Annotated in this window: 23 protein-coding genes; 7 read left to right on the forward strand and 16 right to left on the reverse strand. The window is 50.7% G+C overall.

The genetic code is table 11. The features are described 5' to 3' along the window. Both OGW44_RS07690 and OGW44_RS07695 read right to left on the reverse strand, forming a co-directional pair. Positions 1 to 351 carry a glycoside hydrolase family protein gene (locus OGW44_RS07690; protein ID WP_137352439.1) on the reverse strand — a complete coding sequence of 117 codons (351 nt, stop codon included), beginning with the start codon at positions 349 to 351 and terminating at the stop codon, positions 1 to 3. Positions 352 to 422: 71 nt separating this feature from the next. Further along, positions 423 to 977: a GNAT family N-acetyltransferase gene (locus OGW44_RS07695; RefSeq protein WP_019078092.1), complete on the reverse strand. Its 555-nt coding sequence runs from the start codon at positions 975 to 977 to the stop codon at positions 423 to 425. 167 nt (positions 978 to 1144) lie between these two features. Between OGW44_RS07695 and OGW44_RS07700 the strand changes: the two genes are divergently transcribed. Then, the gene (locus OGW44_RS07700; RefSeq protein WP_185654924.1) at positions 1145 to 2734 is read left to right on the forward strand and encodes an STY4199 family HEPN domain-containing protein; all 1590 of its coding nucleotides are present in this window, start codon (positions 1145 to 1147) and stop codon (positions 2732 to 2734) included. Positions 2735 to 2761: 27 nt separating this feature from the next. Here OGW44_RS07700 and OGW44_RS07705 read toward each other — a convergent pair whose 3' ends face one another. Beyond that, positions 2762 to 4411, reverse strand: coding sequence for an alpha,alpha-trehalase (locus OGW44_RS07705; RefSeq protein ID WP_016154885.1), 1650 nt, complete (start codon positions 4409 to 4411; stop codon positions 2762 to 2764). Positions 4412 to 4836: 425 nt separating this feature from the next. On the opposite strand from OGW44_RS07705, the gene OGW44_RS07710 reads away from it, so the two are divergent. Beyond that, positions 4837 to 6231: a cytochrome-c peroxidase gene (locus OGW44_RS07710; protein WP_016154884.1), complete on the forward strand. Its 1395-nt coding sequence runs from the start codon at positions 4837 to 4839 to the stop codon at positions 6229 to 6231. A gap of 41 nt (positions 6232 to 6272) precedes the next feature. Here the strand turns inward: OGW44_RS07710 and gorA are convergent, their stop codons facing one another. After that, entirely contained in the window at positions 6273 to 7625 is a 1353-nt protein-coding gene (gorA, locus tag OGW44_RS07715) for a glutathione-disulfide reductase (RefSeq protein ID WP_185654925.1), read from the reverse strand. Between the two features lie 104 nt (positions 7626 to 7729). After that, the gene (locus tag OGW44_RS07720) at positions 7730 to 8572 is read right to left on the reverse strand and encodes a 23S rRNA (adenine(2030)-N(6))-methyltransferase RlmJ (protein ID WP_016154881.1); all 843 of its coding nucleotides are present in this window, start codon (positions 8570 to 8572) and stop codon (positions 7730 to 7732) included. 214 nt (positions 8573 to 8786) lie between these two features. Between OGW44_RS07720 and prlC the strand changes: the two genes are divergently transcribed. Both prlC and rsmJ read left to right on the forward strand, forming a co-directional pair. After that, positions 8787 to 10829 carry an oligopeptidase A gene (gene prlC, locus OGW44_RS07725; RefSeq protein WP_185654926.1) on the forward strand — a complete coding sequence of 681 codons (2043 nt, stop codon included), beginning with the start codon at positions 8787 to 8789 and terminating at the stop codon, positions 10827 to 10829. An 8-nt stretch (positions 10830 to 10837) separates the two neighbouring features. Next, the gene (gene rsmJ, locus OGW44_RS07730; protein ID WP_094761590.1) at positions 10838 to 11590 is read left to right on the forward strand and encodes a 16S rRNA (guanine(1516)-N(2))-methyltransferase RsmJ; all 753 of its coding nucleotides are present in this window, start codon (positions 10838 to 10840) and stop codon (positions 11588 to 11590) included. Between the two features lie 98 nt (positions 11591 to 11688). On the opposite strand, the gene OGW44_RS07735 is transcribed toward rsmJ, so the two are convergent. The 7 genes from OGW44_RS07735 to OGW44_RS07765 form a co-directional block, all read right to left on the reverse strand. Beyond that, positions 11689 to 11976: an HPr family phosphocarrier protein gene (locus tag OGW44_RS07735; RefSeq protein WP_029139725.1), complete on the reverse strand. Its 288-nt coding sequence runs from the start codon at positions 11974 to 11976 to the stop codon at positions 11689 to 11691. A 2-nt stretch (positions 11977 to 11978) separates the two neighbouring features. Then, positions 11979 to 13151, reverse strand: a complete 1173-nt coding sequence (locus OGW44_RS07740) for a mannitol dehydrogenase family protein (protein ID WP_016157695.1) — start codon at positions 13149 to 13151, stop codon at positions 11979 to 11981. A 17-nt stretch (positions 13152 to 13168) separates the two neighbouring features. Beyond that, positions 13169 to 13867 (reverse strand): DeoR/GlpR family DNA-binding transcription regulator, encoded by a 699-nt coding sequence (locus tag OGW44_RS07745; protein WP_016157694.1) that lies wholly within the window; start codon positions 13865 to 13867, stop codon positions 13169 to 13171. 39 nt (positions 13868 to 13906) lie between these two features. Then, complete coding sequence (locus OGW44_RS07750; RefSeq protein ID WP_185654927.1) at positions 13907 to 14335, reverse strand: PTS mannitol transporter subunit IIA; 429 nt, start codon at positions 14333 to 14335, stop codon at positions 13907 to 13909. After that, positions 14332 to 15780 (reverse strand): PTS transporter subunit EIIC, encoded by a 1449-nt coding sequence (locus OGW44_RS07755; protein WP_016157692.1) that lies wholly within the window; start codon positions 15778 to 15780, stop codon positions 14332 to 14334. The genes OGW44_RS07750 and OGW44_RS07755 overlap by 4 nt, the downstream gene beginning before the upstream one ends. A 30-nt stretch (positions 15781 to 15810) precedes the next feature. After that, positions 15811 to 16620, reverse strand: coding sequence for a sorbitol-6-phosphate dehydrogenase subunit (locus tag OGW44_RS07760; RefSeq protein WP_016157691.1), 810 nt, complete (start codon positions 16618 to 16620; stop codon positions 15811 to 15813). Between the two features lie 451 nt (positions 16621 to 17071). Continuing rightward, the gene (locus tag OGW44_RS07765) at positions 17072 to 18271 is read right to left on the reverse strand and encodes an NAD(P)/FAD-dependent oxidoreductase (protein ID WP_185654928.1); all 1200 of its coding nucleotides are present in this window, start codon (positions 18269 to 18271) and stop codon (positions 17072 to 17074) included. 232 nt (positions 18272 to 18503) lie between these two features. Here OGW44_RS07765 and OGW44_RS07770 point away from each other — a divergent pair, with 232 nt between their 5' ends. Continuing rightward, a complete protein-coding gene (locus OGW44_RS07770; protein ID WP_019078103.1) occupies positions 18504 to 19007 on the forward strand; it encodes an RrF2 family transcriptional regulator in 504 nt (167 codons plus the stop codon). 200 nt (positions 19008 to 19207) lie between these two features. On the opposite strand, the gene dtpB is transcribed toward OGW44_RS07770, so the two are convergent. Both dtpB and uspA read right to left on the reverse strand, forming a co-directional pair. After that, complete coding sequence (gene dtpB / locus OGW44_RS07775; protein WP_019078104.1) at positions 19208 to 20680, reverse strand: dipeptide/tripeptide permease DtpB; 1473 nt, start codon at positions 20678 to 20680, stop codon at positions 19208 to 19210. Between the two features lie 281 nt (positions 20681 to 20961). After that, positions 20962 to 21399 (reverse strand): universal stress protein UspA, encoded by a 438-nt coding sequence (uspA, locus tag OGW44_RS07780; RefSeq protein WP_003023368.1) that lies wholly within the window; start codon positions 21397 to 21399, stop codon positions 20962 to 20964. Between the two features lie 393 nt (positions 21400 to 21792). On the opposite strand from uspA, the gene uspB reads away from it, so the two are divergent. Then, positions 21793 to 22128, forward strand: coding sequence for a universal stress protein UspB (gene uspB / locus OGW44_RS07785; protein WP_003023371.1), 336 nt, complete (start codon positions 21793 to 21795; stop codon positions 22126 to 22128). 64 nt (positions 22129 to 22192) lie between these two features. On the opposite strand, the gene pitA is transcribed toward uspB, so the two are convergent. Beyond that, complete coding sequence (gene pitA, locus OGW44_RS07790; RefSeq protein WP_016154875.1) at positions 22193 to 23692, reverse strand: inorganic phosphate transporter PitA; 1500 nt, start codon at positions 23690 to 23692, stop codon at positions 22193 to 22195. 229 nt (positions 23693 to 23921) lie between these two features. Here pitA and OGW44_RS07795 point away from each other — a divergent pair, with 229 nt between their 5' ends. Next, complete coding sequence (locus OGW44_RS07795; protein WP_153689928.1) at positions 23922 to 25115, forward strand: BaiN/RdsA family NAD(P)/FAD-dependent oxidoreductase; 1194 nt, start codon at positions 23922 to 23924, stop codon at positions 25113 to 25115. Positions 25116 to 25153: 38 nt separating this feature from the next. Here the strand turns inward: OGW44_RS07795 and OGW44_RS07800 are convergent, their stop codons facing one another. Next, positions 25154 to 26167 (reverse strand): magnesium transporter, encoded by a 1014-nt coding sequence (locus OGW44_RS07800; protein ID WP_046274494.1) that lies wholly within the window; start codon positions 26165 to 26167, stop codon positions 25154 to 25156. Positions 26168 to 26212: the final 45 nt, after the last annotated feature.

Below are 26212 nucleotides of genomic sequence, written 5' to 3' on the forward strand. Positions count from 1 at the left end.
TCAGACTGTTTCTGGCTGTGAAATAGCCCCCGGCCAGAATTCAGCACTGCAAAACTGGCTAATCCCCACGCTGAGCATCCATGCAATTAACGCTTCCTGTTGAAACCGATCTTGTATTTGCGGCATTTCCTTATGGATGAATGCCTCGCAGATATTTATATCCGCGAGCAGCAATGTTTCGGCCTGCATCAGCATAATTGGGGCATCAAAGGATTCATCTGCGGTGATTTCGTGCCCGTAGCCAATGATCCAGATCCCCTTTTTGTCCTGATACTTTTCTAGCGACAGGCCCTGCCATTGCTTAATAAATGCGATACAGGCGGGCGTGAAATGCGTCGAATGCAGCGGCATAATAATCTCTGTACAAAAAGACCTATTTTAAGAAACACACCCCGTTACGCCAGCCGCCATCCAGCCATTTTTTACAGCAAAACGCCTGATGGCTTGGGCGGCTGATATTCATGTTTTAACAGGCCGAAAATCCAGTCATCATGCCAGGTTTGATGTAGCCAGTAGCTTTCGCGCAGCGTGCCTTCGAGAATGAACCCGACCTTTTCCAGTAGACGCCGTGAGGCATCGTTTCCTGCGGTGACGCAGGCCGTCAGTCGGCGTAGTCCTCCGGCGGTAAACGCATAATCGCAAACGGCATGCAGGGATTCAGCGCCATAACCTTTGCCCTGCGCCTCGGGAGTGAGCAGAAAGCCGACCTCGGCACATTCATTTTTATCCTGAATATATCCGGTTACCCCAAGCGGTACGCCCGATGCCTTATCGCACAGGACCAGGCACAGCCAGTGTGGACTGCCGGGAGACCATTCAGGCAAGCGGGAGTCAAAGACTGTCCGTATCTCCTCTTCGGTACGCGAGTCAGCGACAAAGCGCATCACATCTGCGTTCTTCTGTAACGTTAAGAAAAACGCCCAGTCGTCATGCGTGAGCGGGCGGCAGATCAAACGCGAGGTTTTCAGTACAGGCACAGGCTTATCTCCAGAATAATTTTCAATGATTGTGCGGAAGTCACTGTAAAACATATTTATTTGCTATATGAATGTGTTTTAGTCTGTGGCGGCACAGCGCTGCATTTAAAAAAGATAACTACACACCATTGTGAGGCCGCACTTTTTGGGTCCTTTTAGGGAAGATAATGACCAATAGCGCGTTACAGGCGACATGTACACCATTCGAACATTGTTTGGGGATAATCCGGCAAGCCTCGGTAGAAATTTTGCTGATGCTTGGCGTGCGCGTCGCAGAGGGTAAAGATCCACGCTGGTTTCTCGAGCAGCTTGACCAGGCGCGATTGAATCTGGGAGGTTGGGGCGTTGTCGCCAGGCGGTTGCAGATGAATGACGCGCAATTGAGTCAGTTCACGTTGCGGCTACGCCATCTTCAGCAGAGCGTGCCGCAATATGAAAATGGCCAGGACGTCAGTGAAAACCAGCTGATTTCTGCGCTGCGCTTTGTCGCTTCTCTGGAACAGTTGCGCCAGCAACAGCCCCTCCTGAAGTATCCAACCGAGATTGAACGTGCAGAGCCGGATGCGCAGATGCGGGCGCAGCGTCAGCTTCGCGCAATAGAATTAACCCTCAAATCCCTGATTGCGCGGGTATGGCCGGATCAACATCCGCTCAACAGCTTCCTGAAACAGCACTTTGGTGGTGAACGTCTGCGTCGCTGGTTAAAGCTGGGGGAAAGTCGGGATGCGCTGGACGGCATGATGTTTAGCGAACTGGCGCTGATGGTTGTCGATAAGAAGTTATTCGTTCGGCATTTTAGCGAGATTTTTAACGACACCTCGGTGCTCATGTCGTTTGTTGAGCCACGTATCACGCTGAGGATGTTCCTGGATGACTGCCGCCTGGCCCGTAACTGCGTTATCGCGCAGCAGCCGCTAACCTCAGTACAACTGCTGTTGCTGGATTGCCAGTACCGACAGATTACTCACCCTGTGCAGCGGGCATTTGAAGAACGGCGAACGCGCATTAATCCTGCGTCGTATATGGAGTCTGATGAGGCGATGGTTCGCCAGTTTTGGGAAAGCGCAAAGCAAAAAGACGAGCAGGCGGGGGGCGATAAACAGGAAATCGCAGACAGTATCGATCCGCCGGAGAAGCGGGCCAGGCGCACGGCGGAAGAACGTGAACAGCTGATTTCCGGCATGTTGTGGGTAGCGGTCGGCGTGATGGTGCTGGTGATTTCGCTGGGCGCGTTCTGGTTATTCATTTCGCCAGCGCCACAAGCGTCTTCCGGGCAATCTGTTGAAATCGTGCAGGAGGAGCCACGGCGTGATGCCCCTGGTGCGCGGGAGTCGGTGACCCGAATGGGCATCACCTGGGATGCCTTTAACATGCGCGCGGCTATCGAGCGCAACGACACCCGTGTGACGTCACTTTTCCTGCAGGGCGGGATGGACTGGAAGCTGGCGTGGACGGAGCAGGCATTCTCGGCAGGCAATACCGAGGTGTTGAGGCTGCTGCTGCGTTACCCTTCGCAGATGAGTGAGAGTAAGCCATGTCGGCAGTTTATGACCACGGTCAGCCATGCGATGGCGAATGGGGCGTCACTCACATCGCTGCATAAAAGCTATCTGCAAAGTTTTTGCTCGGTGCCGGCGGTTGTCGCGCGTCAGCAGTATAACCTTGAACAGGCCGAGCTACGCGTTCGCGCGCAGCCAAGCCCAGAGAACAAGAAATGGCAAAAAATTCACGCCGAACTGTACGATGCGATTAACTGACGGTCTGATAATTCAGACTGTCAGCTGCTAGGGTTCGCCATACAGACCGATGAGTCGGCGCACCACGCCATTGGTCCAGCCAAAGCCGTCCTGTAACGGATATTCTCCGCCGCCGCCTTCGCGCGGCGCGGCGTCGGCGATGTGGTATTTTTCGATAAGCTTGTGGTGTTCCTGATAAAAGAGATTCACCGTTTTCAACCAGTTACGGGCGATTTCATCCCCGAGATGGTCGTCGCCGTAAAGTTTGAAACCCTGGATCGCCATCCACTGCAGCGGCGCCCAGCCGTTGGGTTTATCCCATTGCTCACCCGTTTCATGCTCCGTGGCTAAAATCCCTCCGGGGGTAAGCAGGCGACTGCGGACCGCATTGGCAAGTCGGTCGGCTTGTTCATGCGTTGCCATGCCGACATACAGCGGCACAATACTGGCGGCAGAGAACAGGGCCATTTGTTCGCGCCGCCAGTCGTAATCGCGATAGCAGCCGTTTTCATCGTCCCAGAGATAGCGATTCACCGCATCGCGGCGGTCATTGGCTTTCTGGCGAAACTGCGCTTCAGTTTCTTTGTCGCCTTTCAGTGCGGAAATATTGGCTATAGTGCTCTCCAGCTTGTAGAGGAACGCGTTCAGGTCAATAGGGATGAACTGAGTGGTGCGTATGCTGGCAAGACGGCCTGCATCGCGTAGCCAGCGTGAGGAGTAATCCCAGCCGGAGGCCGCGCCCGCGCGCAAATCCCGATACACTTCATTGGGTGGGCGACCCGAATGCTTGGCGGTCTCGACGTCTTCAAGCCACGACTCATCGCGCGGCGTATCACGATCGTCCCAATAGCGGTTGAGCAGGGAGCCGTCCGACATTCTGATCACGTGACGGTAGGCCTGGTTGAGTACCAGGGAATCTGCGCCATCCATCCAGAACGCGTACTCCATTTTTAGATGATCAAGGTAACGACGCGCGCCGCGTACGCCATCCTCTTCAAACAGTTCGACCATCAGCGCAAAGACCGGCGGCTGCGAGCGACTCAGGTAGTAAGTACGGTTACCGTTCGGGATGTGACCATAGTTTTCAATCATCCAGGCAAAGTTATCCGCCATACATTTCAGCAGATCTTCGCGACCGCTCTCCGCCAGACCCAGCATGGTGAAGTAGGAATCCCAGTAGTAGGTTTCACTAAAACGCCCGCCGGGCACAATATATGACTGCGGTAACGCCAGCAGCGAGGACCAGGGAATGTGGTCCTGTGGCTCGCGCGTCAGCACCGGCCACAGTTGATCGATATGCTCTTTCAGCGAATTTGCCGGGTCAGAAACATATTCACTGGAGGGCGTTTCCGGGAGCCAGAAGTGGTTCTCGACGAAGCGTCGCAGATCAAAATCGCGGTGGCGTTTAACCTTGCGATAGCGGATCAAAATATCCAGCGGATCCATTTTCGGTGCACAGTCGGGGAAGGTTTTGCTATCGGCAAACAGTTTCGACGACTGAACGTGTTCGAACAGCTCGAGGTAACGATCGGCGGGAGTTAACGCATCTGAGGCGGGTAACCCTTCAATCATCTCCGGTTCAGGCTCCGCCTCAATCATTTCATCCAGCTTTAACTCGCACGGATCCATTTCATAAAGCAGATCGATGTCGATCGTCATTTCTTCAGAAGGGGCGTGGGGTAGTTTCTGGTTGAGCATAATGCGAAAGACCTCCGATGGACGTTGAAAGATTAAGGCTATTGCCCGCTCGTCAATTAAGCGTAGACATTCGCTTCGGTATCTGGTGAGTAAAGCGTGCGGTCGATCACATTTTAGTGCTGCGCAATATCCAAAAAATAAATCTATCCCAATGAAAATAATGAATAATTCCGAATTCTGCACAACCCGAGGATATTCCATTTTCAGAACATTCGATTGCAACGAGGTGTGAACATAACCTGGTAACGTTTAACTCTATAATAGGCACAGGCTATTCTATCGATAGTTCTCCTCCATGTAATTGCTTGATACTTATCAAAATAGTAATCCCCTCATTTCCTATGATGGTCAGGTCTGACAAAGACTGTCTATTAATTATTCTAATTTTCTGGGTCACAATAACTCACAACGGTGAGGGTAAAATAATGAAAATCATTACCCGTCTTACCGTGATTGCCATAGCTGGCGTCGCGATTTGTTATTTTGGATTATCCGGTTATGTGTGGTATCACGATAATCAACGGAGTAAACAGGCTGATGTTCAGGCCTCTACGCTGGAAGAAAATAATAAAGTACTAGGGTTCTTACGTGAAAAAGGATGCGATTATTGTCACACTCCTTCGGCTGAATTACCTTTCTATTCTTCTTTTCCCGTCGCTAAGCAGTTGATGAATTACGATATTCAACTGGGATACAAATCATTCAATCTGGAGGCCGTTCGTGCGGCGCTGGTCGCGGATAAACCCGTTTCGCAAAGCGATCTGAATAAAATTGAGTGGGTGATGCAGTACGACACCATGCCGCCGACGCGTTATACCGCATTGCACTGGGCTGGCAAAGTAAGCGATACGGAGCGAGCAGAGATCCTGGGCTGGATTGCGAAACAGCGTGAGCAGTACTACGCCAGTAACGATACTGCCACGCAGCATCGTAATGAACCTGTACAGCCGATACCGGAAAGCATTCCGACCGATGCCCGCAAAGTAGCGCTTGGTTTTACGCTTTACCATGACCCGCGTATTTCCGGCGACAGCACGATTTCTTGCGCGCACTGTCACGCCCTGAATGCGGGCGGCGTGGATGGCCGGAAAACGTCAATCGGTGTAGGCGGCGCGGTTGGCCCTATCAATGCGCCAACGGTATTTAACTCGGTCTTTAACGTTGAGCAATTCTGGGATGGCCGTGCGCCAACACTGCAGGCGCAGGCCGGTGGTCCACCGTTGAACCCTATCGAAATGGCGTCTAAATCCTGGGATGAAATTATCCAGAAACTGGACAAGGATCCGCAACTTAAGCAAGAGTTCATTGCCGTTTATCCGCAGGGATTCAGTGGGGATAATATTACCGATGCGATTGCTGAGTTTGAGAAAACGCTGATTACGCCAAATTCGCCGTTTGATAAATGGCTGCGTGGTGATGAAGCGGCCTTAACCGCTCAGCAAAAACATGGCTATCAGTTGTTTAAAGATAATAAGTGCGCGACCTGTCATGGCGGTATTATTTTAGGCGGACGTTCATTTGAGCCATTGGGGCTGAAAAAGGACTTTAATTTCGGCGAGGTCACTGCTGCAGATATTGGCCGCATGAACGTCACCAATGAATTACGTGACAAGCTGCGTCAGAAAGTCCCTGGATTGCGTAACGTTGCGCTGACTGCGCCTTATTTCCATCGCGGTGATGTGCCTACGCTCGACGGCGCGGTAAAACTGATGCTGCGTTATCAGGTGGGTAAAGAACTGCCTCAGGAAGATATCGACGATATCGTGGCATTCCTCGAAAGCCTTAATGGGGTATATACACCGTATATGCAGGGTAAATAAGAGAAAACCGGATGGCAAAGTGCCATCCGGTTTTTTATTGATTAACGCATGGTCACGAACTCTTCAGATGCCGTTGGGTGAATGGCAACGGTGTTATCAAAGTCTTTCTTGGTTGCGCCCATTTTCAGAGCGACCGCGAAGCCTTGCAGCATTTCATCCATCCCAAAACCAATGCCATGAATACCGACAATCTTCTCTTCCGGACCGACGCAAACCAGCTTCATGCGGCACGGCTGACGGTGGGTGGTGACAGCGGTATACATCGCGGTAAACGATGATTTATACACTTTCACCTGATCATCGCCGTGCTGTTCGCGAGCCTGCTGCTCGGTCAGGCCCACGGTACCAATAGGCGGATGGCTGAAGACCACGGTCGGGATGTTGCTGTAGTCCAGATGCTCGTCCGGCTTGTTGTTAAACAGACGCTCGGACAGGCGGCGGCCCGCGGCAACGGCAACCGGCGTCAGCTCAACGGCCCCGGTGTTATCGCCGACGGCATAAATACCCGGCACGCTGGTGTTCTGGAATTTATCAACGACGATGTAGCCTTTTTCGTTGGTTTTCACGCCAGTAACCGCCAGGTTGAAGTTGTCGGTGGCAGGTTCACGACCGATCGCCCAAATCAGGCAATCTACCGTTTCGCTACGACCATCTTCCAGTTGCAGGGTCAGGCTACCATCAGCGTTTTTAACGACCGCTTTTGGAATCGCGTGAGTATGCAGAGTCGGGCCTTCGGCGTTCATCACCTCAACCAGCGTGTCGACGATCATCGGGTCGAAGCTGCGCAGCGGCGCGTGTTTACGCACGAACAGATGCGTTTGTGCACCCAGACCGTTAATTACGCCCGCCAGTTCAACGGCGATGTAGCCTGCGCCAACAACGGCCACGCGTTTTGGCAGCGCGGGCAGCTCAAAGAAACCGTCGGAGTCGATACCGTATTCCACACCCGGAATGCTCGGATGGCTCGGGCGACCACCGGTAGCAATCAAAATATGATCGGCAGTAATGGTTTCACCGTTCACTTCAATGGTTTTGGCATCCACAAAGCGGGCAAAGCCTTTAATCACATCGACATTATTTTTGCTCAGCACGTTGTCGTACGAGGTATGAATGCGATCAATATAAGCGGTACGCGTGGCGATCAGTTTATCCCAATCGAACTTATTGATGGTGGTGTCGAAACCGTAATCCGGCCCGTACATGTGGATTGCTTCGCGGACCTGTGCGGCATGCCACATCACTTTTTTCGGTACGCAGCCAACGTTAACGCAGGTGCCGCCTAGCTCTTTAGCTTCAATCAGCGCGCATTTCTGGCCGTACATTGCTGCACGGTTAATGGAGGCAATACCACCGCTGCCGCCGCCAATAGCGATGTAATCATAGTGCTTGGTCATGACCGCTCCTTCATGTTCATTGTAGGGCGGAGAAGCGTTACGCCATCCGCCAAAATATTCGCGATTGTATACCTGAAATTAAAAGGTTCCACCGATGACTGCGATTACTCCGGCACGATCCAGCTTACCGACGTATGACCGGTTCCTGCCGGAACCAGTTTGCTGTGCAACCACGGCAGGACACTGTTCATCTGCTGCTCCAGCTTCCACGGCGGGTTTATTACAATCATACCGGACGCCGTCATGCCGCGCTGATCGCTGTCCGGACGCACCGCCAGCTCAATTTGCAGAATTTTGCGGATACCGGTGTCTTCCAGGTCGTGGATCATGCGTTTGATTTGCTGGCGCAGAACTACCGGATACCACAGCGCATAGGTGCCGGTTGCGAAACGCTTATAGCCTTCGTTAATACCGGTCACCACCGCCTGGTAGTCGCTTTTGATTTCGTAGGGGGGATCGATAAGGATCAGCCCGCGACGGGAAACCGGCGGTAATTTTGCTTTTAGCTGCTGATAACCATCGGCTTTGGCCACGCGTGCGCGCTCATCTTTCTGGAATTCGCCGCGCAGCAAAGGAAAGTCGCTCGGGTGCAGTTCCGTTAATTGCAGGCTGTCCTGTTCTCGCAGCAGCTGGCGAGCAATTAACGGAGAGCCGGGGTAATAGCGCAACTGGCCGCTACGGTTGAAGTGCTTCACCACGCCAATGTAGGGTTCCAGTTCGGCAGGCAAATCGTCCTGCTGCCAGATACGGGCGATCCCTTCCAGATATTCACCGGTACGTTCGGCATGCTCACTGCTCAGCTGATAACGGCCTGCGCCAGCATGGGTATCCAAATAGAGAAACGGTTTTTCTTTCTCTTTAAGCGATTCGATGATCAGGCTCTGGACGGTGTGTTTAAGGACGTCGGCGTGGTTGCCAGCGTGATAACTGTGGCGATAACTCAGCATGGGTAAACGTGTTCCAGGTTATAAACGTAGGCCCGAAAACAGCGCAATATCGGGCGAAAATAAAGCGTATCGCCACAGTATACAGAAAAGTCGTCACTGCCGCGAAAGCGCAACGCCTGGCATTGAAATCCTCTACACTTAACCCCATTGTACAAATTAATATGCACAGCGCCGGATACGCGCTTCATTCACTCTTTTCAACAGGACCGCGCTAATGACCAATCCATTGCTGACCCCCTTCGAACTGCCGCCGTTTTCTAAAATTCAGCCTGAGCACGTCGTGCCTGCCGTGACTAAGGCGCTGAACAATTGCCGCGAAAACGTTGAGCGAGTGGTTGCGCAGGGCGCGCCGTACACCTGGGAAAATCTTTGCCAGCCGTTGGCGGAAGTTGACGATGTGCTGGGGCGTATTTTCTCTCCGGTTAGCCACCTGAACTCGGTGAAAAACAGCCCGGAATTGCGCGAAGCCTACGAACAAACGCTGCCGCTGCTGTCTGAATACAGCACCTGGGTTGGGCAACATGAAGGTCTGTACAAAGCGTACCGCGACCTGCGTGACGGCGATCATTACGCTACTCTGAACACCGCACAGAAAAAAGCGGTCGATAACGCGCTGCGCGATTTTGAGCTTTCTGGTATTGGTCTGCCGAAGGAAAAACAGCTGCGCTATGGTGAGATTGCCACCCGCCTGTCTGAGCTGGGCAATCTCTACAGCAATAACGTCCTCGATGCCACGATGGGCTGGACTAAGCTGGTGACTGATGAAGCGGAACTCTCCGGCATGCCGGAAAGCGCGCTGGCGGCTGCAAAAGCCCAGGCTGATGCTAAACAGCAGGAAGGCTACCTGTTAACGCTGGATATCCCAAGCTACCTGCCGGTGATGACCTACTGTGATAACCAGGGGCTGCGTGAGGAGATGTATCGCGCTTACTCCACTCGCGCGTCTGACCAGGGGCCAAACGCTGGTAAATGGGACAACAGCCCGATAATGGAAGATATCCTCGCGCTGCGCCACGAGCTGGCACAGCTGCTGGGCTTTGAAAGCTACGCTTTTAAATCTCTGTCCACCAAAATGGCGGAAAACCCGCAGCAGGTACTCGACTTCCTGACGGACCTGGCGAAACGTGCCCGTCCTCAGGGCGAGAAAGAGCTGGCTCAACTGCGCGCCTTCGCGAAAGCGGAATTTGGTGTCGATGAGCTGCAGCCGTGGGATATCGCTTACTACAGCGAGAAACAAAAACAGCACCTCTATAGCATCAGCGACGAGCAGCTGCGTCCATACTTCCCGGAAAACAAAGCCGTTAACGGCCTGTTTGAAGTGGTTAAACGTATTTACGGCATTACCGCTAAAGAGCGCACTGATGTTGACGTCTGGCACCCGGAAGTACGTTTCTTCGAACTGTATGACGAAAACAACGAACTGCGCGGCAGTTTCTATCTTGACCTGTATGCCCGTGAACATAAACGTGGCGGGGCGTGGATGGACGACTGCGTCGGCCAGATGCGTAAAGCCGACGGTACGCTGCAAAAGCCTGTTGCCTACCTGACCTGTAACTTTAACCGCCCGGTGAACGGCAAACCCGCGCTGTTTACCCACGATGAAGTGATCACCCTGTTCCACGAGTTCGGCCACGGTCTGCACCATATGCTGACCCGTATCGAAACCGCCGGTGTTTCAGGTATCAACGGCGTGCCGTGGGATGCGGTCGAACTGCCGAGCCAGTTTATGGAAAACTGGTGCTGGGAGCCCGAAGCGCTGGCATTTATCTCTGGTCACTTTGAGACCGGTGAGCCGCTGCCCAAGGAGTTGCTGGATAAAATGCTGGCGGCGAAAAATTACCAGGCGGCGCTGTTTATTCTGCGTCAACTGGAGTTTGGCCTGTTTGATTTCCGTCTGCACGCGGAGTTTAACCCACAGCAAGGGGCGAAAATCCTCGAAACGCTGGCGGAAATTAAAAAGCAGGTCGCCGTGGTGCCGGGCCCAACGTGGGGCCGCTTCCCGCATGCCTTCAGCCACATTTTTGCTGGTGGCTATGCGGCGGGTTACTACAGCTACCTGTGGGCCGACGTGCTGGCGGCGGATGCATTCTCTCGCTTTGAAGATGAAGGGATTTTCAACCGTCAAACCGGACAATCGTTCCTCGATAACATTCTCACCCGTGGTGGTTCTGAAGAGCCGATGGAACTGTTCAAGCGCTTCCGTGGCCGTGAGCCGCAACTGGATGCAATGCTGGAGCATTACGGGATTAAAGGCTGATTATTCACGTGAAAATCTGCTTAGTAGATGAAACAGGCGCCGGAGACGGCGCCTTATCTGTTCTTGCCGCCCGCTGGAATCTTACGCACGATGAAGATAACCTGATGGCGCTGGTGATGACACCGGAACATCTGGAACTGCGTAAACGTGATGAGCCCAAACTCGGCGGTATCTTCGTGGATTTCGTTGGCGGTGCGATGGCCCATCGGCGCAAATTTGGCGGTGGTCGCGGCGAAGCGGTGGCGAAGGCGGTTGGCATTAAAGGCGATTACCTGCCGGATGTGGTTGATGCGACTGCAGGGCTGGGGCGCGATGCGTTTGTGCTGGCCTCAGTAGGCTGCCGCGTGCGAATGCTGGAACGTAACCCGGTCGTGGCGGCGCTGTTGGATGATGGCCTGGCGCGAGGGTATGCTGACCCGGAAATCGGTCCGTGGCTGCAGGAACGTTTACAACTGATCCACGCCTCAAGCCTGACGGCGTTAACCGATATCACCCCGCGTCCGCAGGTGGTGTACCTCGACCCGATGTTCCCGCATAAGCAGAAAAGCGCGCTGGTGAAAAAAGAGATGCGCGTGTTTCAGTCGTTGGTGGGGCCGGACCTGGATGCGGATGGGCTGCTGGAGCCTGCGCGTCAGCTAGCCACTAAACGTGTGGTAGTGAAGCGCCCGGATTACGCACCGCCGCTGGCGAATGTCGCCACGCCGAACGCGGTAGTTACGAAAGGGCATCGGTTTGATATTTACGCGGGGACTCCTGAATAGCCTATCCACTTAACTCGATCATGGGTGGTGGTCATCATAATGCTCCCAAATCTTCGGATGTTGGCGCTTATTTAAAAATAAGCGCCAATGATATTAGCTTATTCACCTAAACCATTTTCGATTTCGGCGCTAAGTTTTTGTAATGCAATTTGGGCATCTTCACCCAGGAATACGATATTGACTTCATGGCCTTTTTTTATACCCAGGGACATGAGAGCCATTAGACTCTTTGCATTTACGTATTTATCACTTCTTGCAAGATTTGCGATCTTAACTTCACATTTAAAGGGTTTTAATGTCGCAACCAAGTTTGCTCCTGGACGAGCATGTAGACCATGCTCATTTTTTATGATGAAACGAGCATTGCAATTGGCATCAGGCATCATAATTAACACTGTGTCGTTGGAATTAAATTTTCAGCATCCAGCGCTAAATATTGCTGTGCAACATTAAGCGTCACAGGGTGATTTTTAGGTAAGCCAATGATTTCGGCAGCGGTAGTCAGCAATCCCATTCGTTGCATTTTCTGTTGCAGTTTGACAGAGGCTTGATCGTCTTCGGCATAATAAGCAAGGCCGCAAGCGATCGCTTTTGTGAGGGGGGTGTAATCGAGGTCGTGTTTAAGACAAAGTTGCACGACACCCATTAAGCGATCCTGATAAGCCAATTTCCGAATAGGATCATAGGCGACACGATGAATCGAATCCGGGAGTTCGTTTTTAGCTTTAGGTAAGTACTCCAGATCTTTTAATGCTTCACGCGTGATTTGTGGGTATTCGGTCATTACCGCAGTAATTGTGACATCGTGTACCGCATTGGCCAAATCTGAAACCTGAGGATCGGCTGAGGCATCAGGAATGGTTTTGTAACCTTTCAGATGTCCATACCAGGCGGTAGTAGCGTGAGGGCCATTGATGGAAAATACTTTGATGTCTTTAAGCATTTCCAGATGTTCGCGTGGCTCTAGCCATTCCACACCACTGATGTCGTTATAAAGAGGAGTTTGAATGATCAATGAGGCAACGGCGGTGCTGTCTATCTGGGTTGCGTAGTGCGTTTTGGCATCGGTGGAGCGTCTGACAATTGAGTCGCGGATCGCTACGTGGGTGTCGAACCATTGACGCGCTTCAGCAGATGGGATTGCGTCACGGTACCAGCCTTCAATATCTTTAATAATATGATTTTTATTTGTCAGGCAAATTAATGACATTTTTTTGTTTGGGTCAATATGATATTGATGCTCAAAACATTTGCCAAGATACTGAGCGGATTCTGCAAAATCCTCTGGATAAAGTGGACACATAATGACAGACGACTCAAGAAAGTCATTCATGACAGAATAGTTGTCATCGGTCAAAAAAGCATTAAAGTTGGTGATCTCGTGTAAAATGATGTCATCAGTACGAAAAACCTGAACGGTATATTTGTTTTCACGGTTCAGTTCATCAATAACTCTTTGGTCTTTATCCAGAAATGTTATATCCCAGCCAGCATTGTCAAATGTTTCGCCCACAAAACCTTTACCAAGGCGGCCAGCGCCTATAATTAATACGCGTTTCATTATAACTCCTCATATTATTAGATATCCTTGCTCGTGAATATATGATTTATATCCTTGAGTGAGGACACCACGAAATTAGATCTGGTCTCGAGTTTTTCTTCGGTTACAAGAATGGCAACTTCATTAGAGACTTCAGCCATTTTTTGTTTGGTATAACACTCATCCAGATCGGGAATAGTTACACCGACTTCACTGTCAACATGCGCAACACCCATAAAGTATATATCCGGGCGAATAGCATTTAATTCGCGAATGGTTTCAGCACCAATTAAAACCAAAGAGTTTTTATAAAGCCTGCCCCCTAATCCTATAACCTCTACATTCTTGTAATCACTTAATAAATGCAGAATAGGGATGTTATTAGAAACAACAGTGCATTTTAAATCTTTGGGTATTAGCTTTATGAGTTCGTAGTTAGTTGTTCCTCCGTCAATTAAAATGACGCTATTTTCTTTAATTAAATGTACGGCTTTCTTTGCCAGCTTTACTTTCTCATTGGTGTTCAGATCCTGCCGGACATTAAACTCAGTGATGGCAGGCCCGACGCGTATTGCGCCACTATGAACACGATGAATTACTCCTTGATTCGCAAGCTCATTTAAGTCGCGTCTTATGGTGTCCTCAGAAACCTTAAGACGCTCACTTAATTTACTGACAACAATCTTTTTCTCTTTCTCAAGTATTTGAAGAATAATATCTTGTCTTGCCGCTTTCATCGTAATGACTCATTTTATTCAGAGAATAATGAGTATATCTTAGATGTTTAGCACTTGTAAAATATATTCTATAGAGTTAGCGGTTCGTAATGCCTGAACATTCTTTTCTTCAATGCAAATTAAGGCGATTTTATTTAACAAGTCCATATGTTCGCCTTCTTTACCCGCGATACCTATGGTTATATAGGCAGTATTTCCATCACCAAAGTCTATACCGTCAGGAAACTGTACTAAAGAAATGCCTGACTTAATGATTTCGCAATCTGAACCATCCGTACCATGTGGTATTGCTAAACCATTGCCTAAATAAGTTGAAACAATCTCCTCTCTGAGTTTCATTCTCTGAACGTATTTATCTGTCACATAGCCATTCATTATCAGAATATTTCCAGTAAGGGTTATAGCTTCAAATTTATCGTTGGCATGTGCATTAAGAATAATGTTCTCGGGGATAAAGATGTCACTCATGCTGGCACCTCTTCATGGTTTTCATGATTATGCGATTTTATAAACGCAACTGTTTCGTCATAATCACTCAACTTAATAAAGTTATTAACGGTCATAAACACAGTATCGGTGTTTTCACAGCTTAATTTTGCGCGCTCAAGGAGCCCAGATAAAGTAATTACCATATCGTAGTCTCTACCCACTCGGTTTGCTGAATCGTTAATAACCTTAATATAGCCGAGCCCTTCTTCTTGTAGTCGTTTACGTAGAACAGAAGCGCCCATTGCGCTAGAACCCATCCCGGAATCACATGCGACCAATATACGTTGCACCTTTTTTACGCTGGTATTGGATAAGCCTGGGACAAAATCAGCCACAGATTTAACCTGACGCCCGCCGACAGTCACTGGGCTTTCATCATCATCTTCTGAACCGGGGCTGATTTTAAGTATTAACCAGCCCAGCGCGCATGACACGATAAATCCTGCGCTGATGGACACCAGATTGGCAACGATGGCGCTTTTCGGCGTCATCATGGCGATAGCGATTAAACTGCCTGGAGATGCAACGCCGATCAACCCGCCTTCCATGATGACTTGTAAGAATAAGGAGACGGCAAGTCCTCCCATTGTGGCGAATACCAGTAATGGATTTGCCAGCACAAACGGAAAATAGACTTCACCGATCCCCGCTATACCTGCAATAAACATCGCCATCGGTGCTGTTTTCTTCGCGCGTCCACGTCCAAACAGGGCTATCGCCATTAATGTTCCGAGCAGTGGGCCATTATTGGTATCTACCAGGAACATGATTGATTTACCCAGTTCGGGAACCTGGGCGAAACCAATTGGTGCGAGAATGCCGTGGTTAACCACATTATTCAGGAACAGAACCTGAGCGGGCGCCATAAACACTGACAGTAAAGGGAGTAAATTATTGCTGGTACACCAGTTTACCCCTGACGTGATAATGACAATCAGCAGGCGGATAACCGGCCCAACGGTCATATAGGCGAAAATAGCGCATATCAGGCCAATAATTCCGAGACTGAAATTATTGACGAACATTTCAAATCCCGGCTTAATTTTGTCCTGCACTTTTTGGTCAAATTTCTTCAACAGCCAGGAAGAGAGTGGCCCCATGACCATCGCCCCACTGATCATCGTGATTTCTGACCCGACAATAACGCCCATTGTCGCGAATGCAGCAATGACTCCTCCACGTTGACCGTGGATGTTATATCCTGCGGTATAGCCAATCAGTAATGGAAAAAGGTAATTCAGGATTGGGCCAACCATTTCACCTAATTTTTCATTAGGGAACCAGCCATTAGGGATAAAGATGGCGGCCATTAAACCCCATCCCACAAATGCTCCCAGATTCGGCATAACCATGCCGCTCATAACTCCACCAAACTTTCTAATTTTTGCTAACGCAGGGCTATTGGCAATTCGACTGTTCCCCATGGTCGGCTCCATTCTTATATTGATGAGTGATTAATGATGCGATTTACCGCCGGTAATATTGATTACGGACCCGGTGATATAAGAAGAATGATCGGAAACCAGGAAAGAGATCAGGTCGGCAATCTCTTCAAGTTTCCCCGGACGACCAAGAGGAATAATGCCTTTATAGTCTTTATGAACATGATTTGGATCAGTTCCTCGTGTGTAAGCCAGCGCCCGGAAATTGGCTTCGCTGTTCATTGGCGTTGGTACATTAATGGCTGGCTCAACGCTAACAACGCGCACATTGTGGGGGCCCAGCTCTTTCGCCCATGAAAATGTGAAGGCGTTAACGGCGGCTTTCGTTGCGGAATAGCAGCTCTGCCCGCGTGAACCCTGAACACCAGCTTCGGAAGTCATATTGATAATGACGCCGGATTCTTGTTCGACCATCTGGCGCCCAATGGACTGCGATACCAGAAAAACAGCTTTCTGGTTAACGTTGACCATAAAGTCGAAATCATCTTCGCTCAGTTCATATTCTGGTTTTTCCTTAAATACATCGACTAACAGGCGTGGACGGCTGACACCCGCATTGTTGACTAAACCGTCTATATGACCAAACCTCTTTACCACTGAGGCCGTGAGCTGCTCAACTTCTGTTTTTTTGGTCACATCGCATTTGATGAAGATGATGTCGTCGAACTGGCTGAAGTTTTTATTGGGTGATAAATCGGCATAAACCACGGTTGCACCGTTGGCGTAGAGATTCTCAACCATTTTTTCACCCAGGCCCATACTGCCACCCGTCACGACCACGACTTTACCGGAAAGATCCAACCACTTTGTTGCTTGATCCATTTACGTTCTCCCACTTTTCACGATTGACTGACAGCAGCTGCCTGGGTATTTGACATTCGATGCCCGCAGCATATTGTTTACATGTTGATGCGGTTTTTTGCGTGTTTATAATCTATGCGCAGAAAAACGCATTGCCTACGAAGATCGTTGATTTTTGCGATGCTAATCACAGGATACATTTTAAATTCTTTTAATTCAGTTAGTTGCTTATATTTCTTGTGTTTTGCGTAAAGGATCGCATTTGTGGTGTGTACGATTGTTAATCGATTCATTAATGCGTTTATTTGCACGTTTGCTTTTTTAATGCGTCTTTATGCGTGATTAAAATTGAGGGGAATAATTGATAAAGAACCATGTATATAACTGATGGGGCATTGCTGGGGAGGTTGTATGGCACTGGCGACTTCCTGACAGAGTGATTGTCCGTCAGGAAGACTATGTTTACTGGAGGTTAGACAAACGGTGCGTATGGGTCAGCCATCTCAAATGCGACGGCTCTTTCCGCTTTCGGCGGATAAATCAGTTCACTGACAATCGAGACTTTCAGTTTCTTCGCTTCTGCGCGAGTGAGTTTGACCTGCTGATCCCATCCTTCGGTATACACCGCGCCCCACGCGCCGAGATCCAGACAGGTGACGTACATCTCCTGACGATACGGTGAAGGTTCTACTCCTAGCAGGCTTGCAACGGCGTTATTACCGGCAAATTTACCCAACAAAATAGCGTGCTGGCAGGTCATTAACGCATGGTTGCCTTTGTCATCGGTGGCGGCGTAGGCCACATCGCCAGTGGCGTAGATATTATCATGACCCACGACCTGCAGATTGGCATTCACATGCAGGCGGCCCTGTCGATCGCGCGGGGCGTTAATCTGTGCTGTCAGGCTATTGGCCTGCACGCCGACGGTCCAGATAACTGTTTGAGAGGCAATAACCTGCCCATCTTTCAGCGTTACGCCCCCGGCATCCACGCTTTCTACTTCTGCATTTACCAACCATTCGATGCCCAGTTCAGCGGAGGCTTTGATTATCACGTCGCGTAATTCCTGGCTCCAGCGCCCGGCAGGCTGAGCACCGCGCTCAACTACGACCACTCTGGTCTTAGCATCGGCACCCAGAATCTCACGCAGACGACCAGGTAATTCCAGCGCCATCTCAATCCCGGTAAAGCCGCCGCCACAGACCACCACCGTATTGCGAGCCTCACTTTCCGGCTGTAATGCCAGGTCTGTAATGTGCTGCTCCAGTGCGGTGGCGCTCTCGAGCTGGTCGAGGTCAAACGCATGCTCGGCTGCACCGACAACGGCGTCGCGGTTAACGTGACTCCCGCTGGCGAGTACCAGGCGGTCGTAGCGGCGCAGATGAATTTCTCCGTTGGCATCTTTCCAGCTCACCTCTTTAGAGTCCGGGATGATCTGCTCGACGTGACCTTGCAGGAAGTTGACGCCGGTAACGTCAAACAAGGGTTGCAGCGGGGCGACCAGGGTTTGTACGGCGCGTTCATAAAAGCGTGGGCGGACACGCAGCTCTGGCTGTGGTGCAATTACTGTAATATCAATGGCCTGCTGATGTTTATCCGCCAGTCGTGCGGCGCTTAATGCTGCCCACATACCGGCAAAGCCGGCGCCCACGATCAGAATTCGTTTACGCATTGGGGGGTTCTCTCTGGTGACTACGAATAATTTACTCGGATTTTATTTGTCGTAGTTAAGAATTGCAATGCGATCAGGATCCTTTTTGTCCTGATGTCGTAGGGTGTTTGATTATCTATTTGATAAATATATGGTTAAAGTTTTTATATAAATATGGGTTGTGCTGCTGTCTGGAATGAATGAGACGAAAAAGCTACAATTAACTCAGATTCATTTTGGCTGAGATAAGAGAATGGCATTTTACAGTTCCGGGGTTGAGTACGGCATTCATAGCCTGATGTGTATGGTCGACAGCAAGGGCGACGCGCGGGATATGAGCGTGCGGGAAATTGCCGAGCTGCAAAGCGTGCCGTACGACTACCTGGCGAAAATTTTCACCCGTTTGTCGAAAGCGGGCCTGGTGCGCAGCATTGAGGGAAAGGGCGGCGGTTTCCAGTTGGCTAAACCTGCTGAACATATTACGGTGCTGGACGTGGTGAATGCCATTGATGGCGATAAGCGCATCTTTGAGTGTCGTGAAATTCGCCAGCGGCTGGCGGTATTTGAGGAGCATCCGCCGGAGTGGGCCTGTGAAGGCATTTGTGGTGTGCGCTCGGTAATGGATATGGCTCAGCAGCGAATGGAAGAAGCGCTCAGTCAGCATACGATTCTGGATTTGGCGCGCAAAATGTACCGCAAAGCGCCGGACACTTTTGTGGTCGAAGTTCAGGAGTGGATTAACGCGCGCAAAGGGTAGCGATTGAAAATGCCCGGTGCTTATCCTCGGTGAGAAGCGCTTTCCGCTGGCGTGATAAGACCGAAGTCTTAATCAACGCAATATCGTTCATGGTCATGTCCATTCATGATGACCTGTTTGTATAAACTACGCTCTTACAATGCAGGACTTAAAAGGCAAAAAAAACCGCGATGTGACTCGCGGTTAATGTTAAAAAAAGCTTATTTGCTGCTATCTGGCGTATTAATCATTCGGTTCAGCCAGGGCACCATAATCGCCATCACCACCGTGACAGCCAGGGTGACCAGGCCTATCTTGCTGAATACGTTGGTGTAGATCGGCAGCGTTTGCAGCGGGTCGGTGATGTTCTCCGGTACGGCAGTAAACGTGGCGACATACCCGCCCATCAGGAAGGCGGCGGCTTGCGTCAGGAACCACATCCCGAGAATAAAGCCCATCAGGTGCTGCGGCACGAGAGCGGCGACCATCGCCAGTCCCAGGGCACTAATCAGCAGTTCACCCAGGCTCTGGAACAGATATACCAGCACGATAAACCACGGCGACGTCAGCCCCTGCGCATCCGCAAACCACATCCCGGCAGCGGCTGCCGTCAGGAAGCCCAACGAGCACAGGAACATACCGAGCGTAAATTTCATCGGCATAGTCAGGTCTTTGCCTTTGTTTCCCAGACGGGTATAGATCGCGGCCAGTACCGGACTTGCCAGCACCACCCAGAACGGGTTCAGCGCCTGGAAGCTCACTGGGTTAATGGCGAAACCGAGAATTTCATGGTGCACATTATTGATAGCAAAGAAGTTCAGCGATGTCGGCATCTGCGCGTACAGCACGTAGAACACAACCGCTTCCAGCATCAGGATGAAGGCCACGAACATCTTGTTGCGCCCGGTTTTATCCAGTTTGAATGCCTGACGGAAGAAGATGATAGTCACGGCAATCGACAGGACGATCAGCACCAGGTTGGCAATCTGCACGTTGTGCATCAGCCAGGCGCATATAAATACCATCACTACCGTACCGGCCAGCACGTACAGCAGATTACGGAAATTCAGCGGCTTATGGTCTGGCTCAGAACCGATATTTTTTACCATCCCACGGCAGGCAAAGTAGACCAGCAGCGCGACAATAAGCCCGGCCCCGCACAGGTTGTAGGTCACCGCGTAGCCAAACTTATCGGCAATCACCGGCGCCAGCGACAGCGACAGCAACGAACCGATGTTAATCGACATATAAAACAGGGTGAAAGCACCGTCCAGACGGGCGTCTTTTGGTGGATAGCATTTTGACAACAGGCTTGCCGGGTTGGCTTTAAACAGCCCGTTACCGACGGCAATGGTACCCAAAGCAATAAAGATCAGATCGGGCTTGAGCAGCGACATCCCGGTCATGAAGTAGCCGATTGCCAGCACAATGGCACCGAGAACCAGCGTGCGCTTAGTGCCTAACAGGTGGTCGCCGACGTAGCCGCCGATCGAGATCAGGCCGTAGACCAGCGCAGCAAAGGCACCAAAGGTGACAAATGCCTGTTCCTGTGAAAATCCTAGCTGCTTAACAAAGAATACCGCCAGGATGCCCTGAACGCCGTAATAGCCAAATCGTTCCCATAATTCTACAAAGAAGATCATGAAGAACGGACGAGGTTGCTGCAGCAAGCCCGTAGGTGCAGTTTTATTCATATTCCATCGCCTTTCAAAGCCATCCTGAAAAGTATGAACGCGTATGCTTGAACGCGCCGAAAAAGTCTTATTTTGTTATAGACTGCGGCTATTGGCCGCGAGAGTAGAGTATTATAGAGATGGTTTTCGATCCAATTAGTTGATCACACTAATTATGATTTGTTTGTTGGATTGATGTACTAATTGTGTCCGAATGATAAAAACAAAAACGCCCGCACAGGCGGGCGTTTACAGGCTTAACTACTTGCAGCAGGCCGGGCTATTTCCCGGCGGCAAGCATTTTATGCTTCTTCGTCGTCACGCAGCGGAACAATCAACATGTCGACGTGGACGGTGTTGATCAGTTGGCGCGCGGAGGACATCAGTTTGCTCCAGAAATCCTGGTGGTGACCACAAACGACCAGATCCATGTCGTATTTTTTGATGGCATCAACCAGAACCTGACCCAGGTCGCCGCTACCGCTCAGGGTTTCGGTGATTGGGTAGCCTGCGTTGGTGGACAGCTCGGTTAACGCGTGGTGGGTTTCTTCAGAAATGCGTTTCTGCATGTCGCCCAGATTCACGTCGATAAGGCCGGTGTACAGGTCGGAATAGTTTACGTCAACGTGGATAAGGGAAACTTTAGCATTGTAAGGCCGCGCCATAGAGACCGCTTTTTCAACCAGAACTTTGCTTTCCGGAGAAAGATCAACCGCGATAAGAATGTGTTTATAAGCCATAGTGTTACTCCTTCCATAAGTTGTCGATGACTAGCCTGCTGGCGTTTCTCTGCCGCCGCGTCATCCGCGTCCTGCGAACCTTGTGCGCGGGGCTAGCCCAGTCGTAAAAACGTACCATATAAGGACTATCCTTACATTATAGCGACCAGAATAATCCGTCAATCCGCCTTGCTTGCCAAGCAGTTAAACAAATTTTTTAGTTAATTGCATTGATAGCGATTAACCTTCTGGCAAAAAAATTAACTAATCTCCTACACTATCTAGAGGGGCGTTCGAATGCGTGATACTAATACGAACGGTTTCTTCAGTACTCTTCACTGAATGGTTTGGCAGGGTATCGGGGAGCGGTAGTCCCGGAAAGGAGTTCCGTGGGCGGGTCGCCGGGGAGGGGGTATGATAAGCACCATTGCATTGTTCTGGGCTTTATGTGTCGTTTGCATTGTTAATATGGCGCGCTATTTTTCTTCGCTACGCGCACTGCTAGTAGTACTTCGTGGTTGCGATCCATTGCTTTACCAGTATGTAGATGGAGGGGGCTTTTTTACCTCGCATGGGCAACCGAACAAGCAGATGCGTCTGGTGTGGTATATCTACGCTCAGCGTTACCGCGATCATCATGATGATGAATTTATTCGCCGCTGTGAGCGGGTTCGCGGTCAGTTCATTCTCACCAGCGCGCTATGCGGCCTGGTGCTAATCAGCATGGTTGCGCTGATTATCTGGCACTGATTCCAACGACAGATACAAAAAAAGCGGGCCAGTTTCCTGACCCGCTTTTTTACCGCGCATTCGCTTAGATAAGCTTCAGGGAGAGCCAGTACAGCCCGCCGGAAAGAAGAATTGCTGCTGGCAGGGTGAAGACCCAGGCCATCAGAATGCTGGTCACTGTTTTACGTTGCAAACCGCCGCCATCAACAACCATTGTTCCCGCAACGGAAGAGGAGAGAACGTGTGTGGTGGAAACGGGCATACCGGTGTAGCTGGCAAGACCGATAGAGACTGCGGCGGTCATCTGCGCCGACATCCCCTGGGCATAGGTCATGCCTTTTTTACCGATTTTCTCACCGATAGTGGTTGCCACGCGACGCCAGCCAATCATCGTACCAATACCCAGCGCCAGTGCGACGGCCATAATGATCCAGATAGGCGCGTACTCAATGGTGCTCAGCATGTCAGATTTCAGTTTCTTCAGCAGACGCTGATCGTCAGCGCTTACGCCAGGCAGCTTAACCACTTTATCGGTGGTATCAGAGATGCACAGCATAATACGGCGCAACTGACCACGCTGTTCGACGCTTAACTTGTCGTAGGTTTCCAGATTCGCCAGCATACCTTTCGCACGTTCCAGCGCGTTGATGGTATTCGCCGGGTGACAATGGAACTCGGTCGGTGTCGCTGGTGCCGCGTCCGTCGGGGACGGAATCAGCTGGTCTACGCCTGTGGCCTGTTTAAGCAGGTCAGGGCGCTGCTGGAAGAAGACTTCGACGTTATTGATTGCATCACGGGTACGGGTAATTTCGTAACCGGAAGCATTCATATTCACCACGAAACCTGCTGGCGCTACGCCAATCAGCACTAGCATCACCAGACCAATGCCTTTCTGACCATCGTTCGCGCCGTGGGAGAACGCCACGCCGATAGCGGAGAGGATCAGTGCAATACGCGTCCAGAACGGCGGCTTTTTCTTTCCGTCTTTCTTTTCACGTTCTGCCGGCGTCAGGTGGATACGGGCACGTTTTTTCGTACCGCTCCAATAGCGACGCAGAATGAAAATAAGACCACCTGCAACCACCAGACCGACAATAGGTGAGATGATAAGCGAGGCAAAAATACCGATAACTTTCGGGATGTTAAGTGCATCCACCACCGAGGTGCCGTTCATCAGCGCATTGGTTAAACCAATACCGATAATGGCGCCAATCAGCGTGTGGGAGCTGGATGCAGGCAGACCAAAGTACCAGGTACCCAGGTTCCAGATAATTGCCGCCAGCAACATGGAGAACACCATGGCGAGGCCATGTGACGATCCCATATTAAGCAGCAGATCCGTTGGTAACATATGCACGATGGCATACGCCACGCTGAGACCGCCCAGCAAAACACCAAAGAAGTTGAACACCGCAGCCATGACCACCGCCAATTGCGAACGCATTGCACGGGTATAGATCACAGTTGCGACAGCATTGGCTGTATCATGGAAGCCATTAATTGCTTCGTAGAACAGCACGAAAGCCAGAGCAAGCAATAGTAAAAGCCCGGTATGTAAATCCAGGCCAGCAAACAAATGTAGCATAGGACGTTACGCCATTTTGAGGACATGAACGCGGCGCATTATCAGTGACTTTGGCGGCGCGGGCAAAGTGAAATATAGAGTTTTTTTGATTTGTCTCCTGCTTTGTTTTACACCACTAAAGAATTATCCTATATATTTCAGATAAATACCCTTTATCGGTAGTTTGGTGCTGGTGCGACCACTGAGGAATCTTTACAATTCACTCCCGCTTTTTAGAGAGGATCGCAACGTGGAAAGGTTTGATACCGTTATTATAGGCGCTGGCGCAGCGGGTATGTTTTGTGCCGCGCAGGCAGGACAAGCAGGTAGTCGCGTACTGCTAATTGATAATGGTAAAAAGCCCGGGCGCAAGATTCTCATGTCTGGCGGGGGCCGCTGCAACTTTACCAACCTTTATGTCGAGCCGGCTGCGTATTTGAGCCAAAACCCGCATTTTTGCAAATCGGCGCTGGCGCGTTATACACAGTGGGATTTTATCGATCTGGTGGGTAAGCACGGTATTGCCTGGCATGAAAAAACGCTAGGCCAGCTTTTCTGCGATGATTCCGCCCAGCAAATTGTCGATATGCTGGTGGATGAGTGTGAAAAAGGTAACGTAACTATGCGGTTACGTAGCGAAATCCTGAGCGTTGAGCGAGATGGTGACGATTTTGTCCTGGAATTGAATGGGATGAGTGTCGGCACGAAAAAGCTGGTTATCGCCTCCGGTGGTCTCTCTATGCCGGGTCTTGGCGCGACGCCGTTTGGTTATAAAATTGCGGAACAGTTCGGCCTGAACGTTTTGCCTACGCGCGCAGGTCTGGTGCCTTTCACCTTACATAAGCCGCTACTGGAGCAGCTTCAGGTGCTCTCTGGCGTATCCGTTTCTTCCGTTATCACCGCCGAGGACGGCACCGTATTTCGTGAAAACCTGCTCTTTACGCACCGCGGGCTTTCTGGTCCGGCCGTGCTGCAGATTTCCAGTTTTTGGCAGCCAGGTGAATTTGTCAGCATTAATTTGTTGCCGGATGTTGACCTCGCGAGCTTCCTCGATGACCAACGTAGCGCACACCCTAATCAAAGCTTAAAGAACACCCTGGCAATGCAGTTGCCAAAGCGTCTGGTGGAATGTTTACAGCAGTTAGGGCAAATCCCGGATGTCTCGCTGAAGCAGCTTAATGTGCGCGATCAGCAAACGCTGGTTGAGACGCTGACTGAGTGGCGGGTGCAGCCGAACGGTACGGAAGGGTATCGTACCGCTGAAGTCACGTTGGGCGGCGTCGATACCAACGAGCTGTCATCGCGCACGATGGAAGCGCGCAAAGTGCCGGGACTCTACTTTATCGGCGAAGTCATGGACGTCACCGGCTGGCTGGGCGGCTATAACTTCCAGTGGGCGTGGTCGAGCGCCTGGGCATGCGCGCAGGATTTGGCGCCTGCCTGACCGTGGTGCCCGACAACCTGGGCTGTCGGGCGTTATCATTAGTTCAGACCAAGAAAATACTGGGCGATTTTAAAGTAGATAATCAACCCGGTACCGTCGATAAGCGTGGCGATAAACGGGGCCGAAACCACGGCGGGATCAATGCCGATACGCTTGAGCACCATGGGGATCACTGATGACACCACGGCGCTCCACAGCGTAATGCAAACCAGCGTCAGGCTGACGATTAGCGTGATTTCCACTCCGATACCCATCATCCACGCGCGCAAGCAGCCTGCCAGACCCAGCGTCAGGGCAATCAGCAGCGAAGTTGAAACTTCTTTGCGGATCACCCGACCCATATCGCGCAGCCGCACTTCTCCCAGCGCCATTGAACGTACCAGCGTTGAGGTGATCTGCGTACCGCTGTTGCCGCCAGTACCAATTAATAGTGGAATAAAAAAGGCCAGTGCAATAGCAGATTCCAGCGCCTCTTCAAAATGTTGAAGAACGCTGCTGGTATAGGCCTCTGCGACAAAAAGTAGCAGGAGCCAGACAGAACGTTTTTTCCACAATGTCCACGGGCTAATCTCCAGGTAGGGTTTTTCCAGCGGCAACGTTGCCCCCTGAAGCTGAACATCTTCGGTAACATCATCTTCCTGTAGATGAGCGATCTCTTTTTCCATCAGACAACCGACCAGCTCACCTTTCTCAACGACAGCCACCAGATCGAGTTCGCGTTCGGCTAACTCGGCAACGACCTGTGCCCGTTCATCATCAGGCTTTACATGAAACAAACAACTGTCCGTAAGATGGTTGATGCTCAACGATGTATCTTTTTCCTGCAATAAGCGCTTGATGGATAACACCCCGCGCAGCGCTTTTCCAGCCACAACAAAGACCTGGCCTGGAATATCATCCGTTGTGAGCTGGGAGACAAAGTATTCACGAGCGCCGTTCACGCTGAGATGATCCGGCAGGGTAATAAAATCGGTGCGCATATATTGCGCGATAGCATCGCCATTGAAATCCGGCATAGGATGATGGGCGGCGCAGAGTGGCATAGATGACATGGTGTAATTCCCTATAAAAATCTCTCATAGGGGCGAACAAGACAG

Source organism: Citrobacter sp. Cb023 (assembly GCF_030336805.1).
GTDB classification, from domain to species: Bacteria; Pseudomonadota; Gammaproteobacteria; order Enterobacterales; family Enterobacteriaceae; genus Citrobacter; species Citrobacter braakii.